Below are 6088 nucleotides of genomic sequence, written 5' to 3'. Positions count from 1 at the left end.
GCTGGTACAACGCCCGCCGACGCCACTCCGGCATCGGCTACCTCAGTCCATTAGAGTACGAACGCCGCCAGCTCACACTGGCAGCCTGACCAACCAACCACCTGTCCGGGAAACGGGGTCAGCCTCAACAAAGGTGTGGTCGGCCTTCTCTCGAAGGTGTGGCGCATACGCGACGTCCTGTGCATACTGAGCAGCGAGGGGTACTCGTCCACTTTCATCACAACGTAAGGAACCATCCGAATGTTTGAAAAGAAATTCATTGCGAATGCGATTGATCGCAGCTCGCAGAGTGAGCTTGACCGACGACTTCTCCTCAAGGGCTTCGGCCTGGCCGGTCTGGGCGTCGGAGCATCAGTGCTGATCCCGACCGTCGGCGCGCAGGCAGCCGAAGACCCCAACGCCGCAGCGACGGATGCTGCAGTGCTGAACTTCGCCCTCAACCTCGAGTACCTCGAGGCCGAGTTCTACCTCCGCGCCTCCACCGGCTCGGGCCTCGTACCCAACGACACCACCGGTAAGGGCACCCTCGGCGCCGTCACCGGTGGCCGCCAGGTGCAGTTCAAGGACGCGAACGTGCGTGCGTACGCCCGCGAGATCTCGCAGGACGAGCGTCTTCACGTGCGCTTCCTCCGGTCTGCCCTCGGCAGCGCAGCTGTCGCCCGCCCCGCGATCAACCTCGACCAGGCCTTCACCTCGGCAGCTCTTGCTGCCGGTCTGATCCAGCCCGGCCAGAAGTTCGACGCGTTCGCCAACGATGAGAACTTCCTGCTCGCCTCGTTCATCTTCGAAGACGTCGGAGTCACCGCTTACAAGGGTGCCGCCCCGCTCATCACGAACAAGACGTACCTGGAGGCCGCAGCCGGCATCCTCGCCGTCGAGGCGTACCACGCCGGTATCATCCGCACGTCGCTCTACGCCAAGGGCCTCGCTGACGCCGCGAACGCCATCTCGAACGCCCGTGACAGCCTCGACGGAGCCACGGACGACGACCAGGGAATCACCGACGTCCGCGCCGGCGGCGCCCTGAACCTCGTTCCGACCGACGCCAACTCGATCGCCTACAGCCGGTCGACCGGCCAGGTTCTCAACGTCGTCTACCTGAACAACAAGGCCGTCACCAAGGGCGGGTTCTTCCCCGCCGGCGTCAACGGCGCCATCAACACCAGCGCAGCGAACTAGTCCTCCTGCACTGAGCATGAAGAAGGGCCCCCGGCAGCTGCCGGGGGCCCTTCTTCTTACAGCATCTGGTATTAGGCGTGTCGGTAATTACGCCCCAAGGTCGGGCGGCATGTCTCTGTCGTTATGGCCGAGACCCGCGACGCCCTTTGCTACTCCAAGGCACTCGACCACTTCACCTGACTCACTCTCTTTAACGTTTCGTTCAGGGTCCCGTTTGAGGGGCCTGAATCGGTACCCGATTCTGTCTGGTTGCTGGGATAGGGGATTAGTCGCGGAGTGTGTCGATCATGTCCAGCGGCACGTAGAACGTGACCTCGCCGGTTTCCGTGTCGACCCGCGCCTTCAAATTCACGTTCTGCATCATCCGATGACCATGGGAAATAGCGACCTTGTACGACGATGCAGCATAAACATCACAGTCTTCGATGTGCTCAACCATTGACCAAGCCTATCCAACACGGTGCGTACGGGCGGGGTGTGAAAAAGCTCGAGGCCGATTCCTCGGCACGGACATCCTGGATCCGCACCCACCGCCCTTGGCTGCCACTGTGGGAGAATCTGGGGATGACGGCAGGAGTGAAACAAACCGGTCCGGCTCTTTTCCGAGTCAGAGTTCACCTCATCGACAGCGATCCGGAGATCTGGCGGCTCTTCGAAATCGATGCCAGCCTTGGCCTGCCCCACGTCCACGATGCACTCCAAACCGTGATGGGCTGGGAGAACACCCACCTGCACGAATTCCTCGATTACGACCCGAACGTGAACGGCACCATCACCCCGATGCGGCCAAGACGATGGGCGTCCCCGTTCCTCCGCGAAGACGACAATGACGGCGTCTACCTCGCAGAGGAAGACTTCGCCCTCCGCGATGTGCTCACCGAACAAGCGCCCCTGTTCTATATGTACGACCTCGGCGACAACTGGCTGCACCGCCTGGATTTCATCGAAGCCCTCCCCATGAAAGCCGACGACCCCACCGTCACAGTAATTCGGGGTGAGCGGCGTTGCCCTCTTGAAGACAGCGGCGGCATCGATGGTTACGACCACATCCTCGACGTCCTCAGCGACCCCACCGACCACGAACACCACGACCTCACCGAATGGGTCACCAGCATGCACAACAACCCCCGGCACCCATTCGACCCCGCCACCTACGACACCCGAACCGTCAACCACACCCTCCGCCTCGCCCTCCCAGACACCACCACGCACACAAAACGACAATAGGAATCCCGGACGACCTCCGCGGCAGAGTCACCACCAGCGACGAAACGAACGGCACCACCAATCGGGCTGTCAGCGACTTATCGAGACCGGCCACAGAAATCATTACCGGCGCGCCCACTACCGGGGGCGTAACATTGTCGAACTGTGCGTCGGCGCGCTCCACGAATCGCATCTTCAACTCCCCCATACGCTCAGTGTTCATCAAGTCAACGACAAAACACGCCGACACAACGTTGCCCGCGACAACATCCCCAGATCCCGGGCGACCTGCGACGCCGGCTCTCCCACATCAATATGACGCCTCGTTTTCATGACCTGACTGTGCGTGAACTGCTGACGCCTCCCGCCCAGGTCCTCCCCGCCGCGCGACGCTCAGACACACTGACCGTGATGCGTTCCCGTCTAATGTCGAGCTCCATCTGAGAAATGGCCACCATGACGGTGAAGACCATCGACCCCATCGGTGTCCCCGTGTCCGTATACCCAGGCGTGCGATCGGGGGGCCTTGGTTGGGGGTCCCCCACGTTTACTGCTCTTATGAGCGTGTGACGGTCACGAAGAAACCTGGCGGCCGACGTAGCGTGATAGCCGCCTCTGTCACCCCTCTGGCCTCGATCCTCGGCTCCGGGCTGCTCATCATCGTTCCCGTCCTTGAAAGGACCCTGGGCACCCTCTCCCTCGTGGGTGTCATCGCGATCTGCGCTGTCGCGTGGCTTCTCGGGACCGTCATACGGCACAACGTCACCGTCGTCGAAGACCGGCAGAGAACGGGAACCCTTGACACGGCAACAGCACGCCTGGGCACGGCCGCTGATGCGGTCATCGTGATCGCCTATGTCATCTCCGTCGCCCTGTACCTGCGGATCATGGCCCAATATGTCGTCGGGTTCTTCGACACCGCAGGCTCCACCCTCTGGGAACCCGTCATCGCCTGCACAGCAGTCGCACTCATCGTCGCGATCGGCGCGATCAGAGGTTTCACGGGCCTGGACAAACTCGACCGGGTCTCCCTTACCGCCGTCCTCATCCTCACCACGATCCTCGGCGGGGTCCTCCTCTTCCACGACGCCCAAGCCGCCGGATCCGGCACCCTCACTCTCCCCCCGGTCCCGGCGCTGCCACCCATCACGACACTCCTCATCTTGGGCGGGATCGTGATCACCGTGCAGGGATTCGAAACCGTCCGCTACCTCGCAGACGAATACGACGCCCGAACCCGAATCCGCGCCTCCCGCCTAGCGCAACTGATCTCCTCCTCCATCTACATCGGCTTCGTCGCCGTCGCCACCCCCGTGATGGGACTCGGCACCCCCGCCGGCGCCGACAACACCCTCCTGAACATCACCGGACGCATCGCGCCGTGGCTGGCGCTCCCCCTGGTCCTTTCCGCCGTGTTCTCCCAATTCAGTGCCGCGATCGCCGACACCGCAGCAGCCGATGGGAACCTCCGAAGCCTGAACCAATGGTTCAAAGGCCCAAGGCCTTACCTGATCAGCGGCGCCGCCGCGATTGCTCTCGCTGCCACCGTCCCGACCCTGATCATCGTCGATATCGCCTCCCGCGCATTCGCTGCCTACTACGCCCTCCAAGCCATCATCGCCATGCGAACCGCCACCGGCGCCGCCCGGAAAATAGGTTTCGGACTCCTCGCACTCCTCATGACCGCCGTCACCCTCTTCGCCCTCCCCGCCAGCTGAACCACCACTCCAGGCCGTTACCGCCCATCCACGGCTCTAGGACTGACTGGTATGCCCCCGAGGTAATTCTCGGCCACATCCCGTTCACCATCCACCACCCACCGGGTGGCCGTTCACGCTCCACGATGCGAGCCACCGATGCTTGACGCCTCGAACAGTTGATGGGTGCCGGGAACAACAGTGCGTGCCCGTTCACGGAAAAGGATCTCCGCAAGAATTGCCGCGATCGTCACACCATTCAGAACACCCATACGTTCAGCGATTCAGTATCGCAGGGGCGCAGATATCCTGTGTCTCTGGACGAACCCGTTCGGTGTCGAGTTCGCTGGTTCCGGGGCCGTCTCCGGATGCGCTGAAATGGTGGACGGCTTCAGCCAAGGAAGAAAGGATGAACCATTCGAAACCGTGACGCAATTGCATGACCTCGAACTGTTCACTTTTTTCTTCGATGAACCCCAGCAGACTGCACGCATCGGTCTCCGGCAGACGCGTGTCGATCACTCGCCACTGCGAAGCAGCCAATGGTTGGATGAGGATGTCCTGCATGTTCGGCGCACCGAACGTGGGATGCGTTCCAGTGACCGCGCAGGCGGGACCTCCGGGTCCGAAAACTGTGTCAGTCATACTCGATCTCCCCTCTCTGTCTGCGGGAGGGTTGGCGAAGTCGCGGCTGACCGGCGTCACCGGCGTGTTGATTGGTCGTGCGTCCCGGAAATATCCGGGCAGGATCGGGTTCGGTTGGTTCCGGCTGACGACCCAGCCCGGTGACAAGAATTGTTGCTGCTTCGTCCCAGAGCAGGCATTGGCCGCATTCCTCAGCCCGATCACGACGGGTGCCGGATAGGGCTACAAAGATTCTGCCAGCACGGCTGATGAACCCAATCGTCTGCCCGCCCAAACAGACCTGCTCGGTCGCATTGTCCAGATCCGTCACGGCTATCTGGATCGTCCTGATCCGGCCCTCGAACCCTTCCAGGCGCAACGGCACTGTCACCGTGCGAAATTCCCGATCCTGAAGAGCACCACCCTTTGACAACACGATCTCTGCCTCACCGGTTTTCTCAGTGATGGCCGGTATGCGTGGGGGCACCGAGGGGGCTGATGCCAGACGCGACACGTTTTCTGTCGGCTCATTCTCGCGGTTCTCCGCATGCGTGGCCAGCAGTTCAGTCCGTAGCCCGATACTCGTGCTCAGCATTAGTGCCCCAAAAATCGCTTGTCATAGAAGCGACCAAGGTCCGGAGTTGCTGTGTTCTCAATCTACGCCCCGGCGTGGGCTTATTCAACGAGCCCACGTCAGAGAGCAGCAGGAGAGAAAAGCGAACCGCGACAGATGTGCGGAATGTGCGCGAAGCCACATCCTTGCGCGTCTTTCCTGTCGGCCTGTGTCCGGCGGATCCATTCTCGACAAAACCCCGGCCACGAGCTCTCAGCGCGAAGAGGTTGATCACATTCCAAACATCGCCGTGACGAGCAGTGACGAGCTGTGACGAGCTGTGACGCGATGATTTATTCGGGGCGATAGCCGAGAAGCCGTCTGAACTTGCGAGCAAAGAAACAGGCCCGCCCCGATGGCCCACCCGATGTGATCACTTACCGCTTGACGGTGTTCTGCCAGCAAGCCGCTCACGATGAAGACTCATGACAGACCCGGCGGGATAGGCATACGAATCGGGGCAACGGTTCAGTTGATGATAGGCATCCGTGCATCAGGAACGCTTCGGAGGAAGCCGTGATTGGCTGCTGCGGCTGACCTTCCTCGCCCGCTTGTTCCTTGACGGTGGATCGGGGGAGCGAATATGTTCGGGGTGTTGCTCCGGACCTTGGCCACGACCGTATTGAGGCGTGTAGTCGGGAGTGTTAACGCCGACTGAAAACAGGGCCACTTTCGCCATTTGAAAATAGGGCCATTGTTGTGTGGTTCTAGTGTGCTGTAGTTGTCGCGGATCCGTGGTTTTTGAGTCGGTAGCTGGTGCCTTTGAGGT

Annotated in this window: 7 protein-coding genes; 4 read left to right on the top strand and 3 right to left on the bottom strand. The window is 61.3% G+C overall.

The window, feature by feature from the left end; all coding sequences use genetic code 11:
* On the top strand, window positions 1-89 hold an 89-nt coding region (locus B7R24_RS18370), incomplete at its 5' end, for an IS3 family transposase (protein WP_367302594.1).
* Between the two features lie 151 nt (window positions 90-240).
* On the top strand, window positions 241-1179 hold the full coding sequence (locus B7R24_RS04610) for a ferritin-like domain-containing protein (protein ID WP_116417822.1): 939 nt from the start codon (window positions 241-243) through the stop codon (window positions 1177-1179).
* Between the two features lie 265 nt (window positions 1180-1444).
* Here the strand turns inward: B7R24_RS04610 and B7R24_RS17535 are convergent, their stop codons facing one another.
* Entirely contained in the window at window positions 1445-1618 is a 174-nt protein-coding gene (locus tag B7R24_RS17535) for a hypothetical protein (protein WP_172582706.1), read from the bottom strand.
* A 125-nt stretch (window positions 1619-1743) separates the two neighbouring features.
* Between B7R24_RS17535 and B7R24_RS04605 the strand changes: the two genes are divergently transcribed.
* Complete coding sequence (locus B7R24_RS04605) at window positions 1744-2406, top strand: plasmid pRiA4b ORF-3 family protein (protein WP_172582705.1); 663 nt, start codon at window positions 1744-1746, stop codon at window positions 2404-2406.
* 581 nt (window positions 2407-2987) lie between these two features.
* Entirely contained in the window at window positions 2988-4103 is a 1116-nt protein-coding gene (locus tag B7R24_RS04595; protein ID WP_116417820.1) for a hypothetical protein, read from the top strand.
* A gap of 255 nt (window positions 4104-4358) precedes the next feature.
* Here B7R24_RS04595 and B7R24_RS04590 read toward each other — a convergent pair whose 3' ends face one another.
* Together B7R24_RS04590 and B7R24_RS17265 are read right to left on the bottom strand one after the other, a co-directional pair.
* Window positions 4359-4727 carry a hypothetical protein gene (locus tag B7R24_RS04590; protein ID WP_147303961.1) on the bottom strand — a complete coding sequence of 123 codons (369 nt, stop codon included), beginning with the start codon at window positions 4725-4727 and terminating at the stop codon, window positions 4359-4361.
* Window positions 4720-5301, bottom strand: coding sequence for a hypothetical protein (locus tag B7R24_RS17265; RefSeq protein WP_147303960.1), 582 nt, complete (start codon window positions 5299-5301; stop codon window positions 4720-4722). The genes B7R24_RS04590 and B7R24_RS17265 overlap by 8 nt, the downstream gene beginning before the upstream one ends.
* Window positions 5302-6088: the final 787 nt, after the last annotated feature.

This window comes from Subtercola boreus (genome assembly GCF_003399645.1).
In the GTDB taxonomy this organism is placed as follows: Bacteria; Actinomycetota; Actinomycetes; order Actinomycetales; family Microbacteriaceae; genus Subtercola; species Subtercola boreus_A.
Note: the sequence above shows the minus strand (reverse complement) of the source record. Positions and strands in the feature narration are given on the sequence as shown.

Coding starts and splice junctions, on each gene's coding strand:
- B7R24_RS04610 (WP_116417822.1), top strand. CDS start 241: ATGTTTGAAAAGAAATTCATTGCGAATGCGATTGATCGCAGCTCGCAG.
- B7R24_RS17535 (WP_172582706.1), bottom strand. CDS start 1,618: ATGGTTGAGCACATCGAAGACTGTGATGTTTATGCTGCATCGTCGTAC.
- B7R24_RS04605 (WP_172582705.1), top strand. CDS start 1,744: ATGACGGCAGGAGTGAAACAAACCGGTCCGGCTCTTTTCCGAGTCAGA.
- B7R24_RS04590 (WP_147303961.1), bottom strand. CDS start 4,727: ATGACTGACACAGTTTTCGGACCCGGAGGTCCCGCCTGCGCGGTCACT.
- B7R24_RS17265 (WP_147303960.1), bottom strand. CDS start 5,301: ATGCTGAGCACGAGTATCGGGCTACGGACTGAACTGCTGGCCACGCAT.